The organism is Halomonas sp. BM-2019 (assembly GCF_017584085.1).
In genome coordinates, this window is sequence record NZ_CP071922.1 from 2,972,599 (window position 1) to 2,974,557 (window position 1,959).

General features: G+C 73.7%; 1 protein-coding gene. It reads right to left on the bottom strand.

Annotated elements, in window-relative coordinates:
* A partial coding sequence (locus J5F18_RS14845) for a thiamine pyrophosphate-dependent enzyme (RefSeq protein ID WP_346299342.1) occupies positions 1-1,747 on the bottom strand: 1,747 nt, incomplete at its 3' end.
* Positions 1,748-1,959 lie beyond the last annotated feature (212 nt).

Genomic DNA, 1,959 nt, shown 5'->3' on the forward strand with positions numbered 1-1,959 from the left:
CCTTACCCCAGAGACCGTCACCCTCCGCGAGCAGGTCCCGGGTGTGGTAGCGGGCGATGGGCTCGAGCAGCACCACCACGCGCTGCTCCTCGTCGGCCAGGCGCAGCGCCTCCTGCAGCAGCCCCACCGCCTCGACGGGCCCCGAGGGGCAGGCCACCAGCAGCCCCGGGATATCGCGCAGCACGGCGATGGCGTTGTCGTTGTGGAAGTGGCCCCCGAAGCCGCGCTGGTAGCCGAGCCCGGCGATGCGCACCACCAGGGGGTTGGTGTACTGGCCGTTCGAGAAGAAGCTGAGGGTGGCCGCCTCGCCGCGCAGCTGGTCCTCGGCGTTGTGCAGGTAGGCGAGAAACTGGATCTCGACGACCGGCAGCAGGCCGTTGTGGGCCAGGCCGATGGCGAGCCCGAGGATACTCTGCTCATCGAGCAGGGTGTCGATCACCCGATGGGCGCCGAAGCGCGCCCTGAGCCCCTTGGTGACGCCATAGACCCCGCCCTTGCGACCGATGTCCTCACCGGCCAACACCGCCCCGGGGTAGCGTGCCAGGGTCCTGGCCAGCGCCTGGTTGAGCCCCTGGGCCAGGGTCAGCGGGGTCTCGGCAAGGTCGCCCCGCCAGGGCAGCAGGCTCCCCGTCCGCCGCGGCGGCACCAGGTTGGCCATCACCTCGCCGGCCGTGGCCAGCTTCGGCCGGCGAATCGCCGACTCGGCCAGGCGCGCCACCTCACCGCCGATGGTTCGGTAGCGCTCGGCGATGCCCTCGCGATCCAGCACCCCGTGGCGGCGCAGCAGCCCGGCACCGAACAGCAGCGGATCGCGGGCCTCGTCGGCGGCGATGCGCTCGGCGTCGAGGTAGGCCTGCTGGGCGTCGGAGCCGGCGTGGCCGAACAGGCGCACGCAATGCATATGCAGGAACACCGGCCGACGCCGCTCACGGGCAAGCCGCACCGCCTCGCTGGCCACCCGCCAGGTGTCGAGCAGGTCGAGCCCGTCGCAGGCCAGATAGCGCACGCCCGGACGCGCCGCCATGGACGCCGCGATCCAGCCCGGCGGCGTGGGCACCGAGATGCCCAGGCCGTTGTCCTCGCAGAGCAGCAGCAGCGGCACCGGCAGCCCCTGGTAGGCGGCCCAGGCAGCGGCGTTGATCGCCCCCTGGGCGGTGGAATGGTTGAAGGAGGCGTCGCCAAAGCTGCACAGCACCACGCCGTCGGCGGGCCAGTTGCCCTCGACGCCCAGGCGCCGCGCCAGGCCCAGGCCGTGGGCCGCCCCCACCGCCTTGGGCAGGTGGGAGGCGATGGTGCTGGTCTGGGGCGGAACATTGAGCGGCCGGGAGCCCAGCACCTTGTGGCGCCCGCCGGAGATGGGGTCCTCGGCGGAGGCCACGAAGCTCAGCAGCAGGTCCCAGAGCGGCGTCTCGCCGGGCCGCTGTCGGGCGCGCTCGATCAGGAAGGCGGCGTCGCGGTAGTGCAGGAAGGCCGGATCGCCGACCCGCAGCGCCCGGGCCACGGCGGCATTGCCCTCGTGACCGGCGCTGCCGATGGTGTAGTAGCCCTCGCCGCGGGCCTGCAGCCGCCTGGCCTGCAGGTCCAGGTGGCGGCTCATCAGCTGGGACTCGAAGAGCTCGGTGAGCGCCGCCGGGCTGAGCCCGGCGGCGTCGAGGGTGAGGCCGCTGGCGGTGTCCGGCCAGTCATCCTGGCGCAGCGCCTCAAGGAAGCGCGCCTCCTGGGGAAGCGGTTGGGCGGGGTCATCCATGGGGGCGGGCTCCAGCGACGGACATTACCGCAAGCCTAGCAGGCCGCCGCCCGGGCGATGGCGCCTCGGCTCAGGCACCCTGCGCGGCGCTCGCCTCCAGCACGCCGCGGCCGGCCGCCACCGCCGCCGCCAGCGGCTGCCCTTCCCGGTAGAAGGCTGCCAGGGCGGTACGAAAGGCCTCGGCGCGCCGCGGCAGGCCGTCGCGCTCGTAG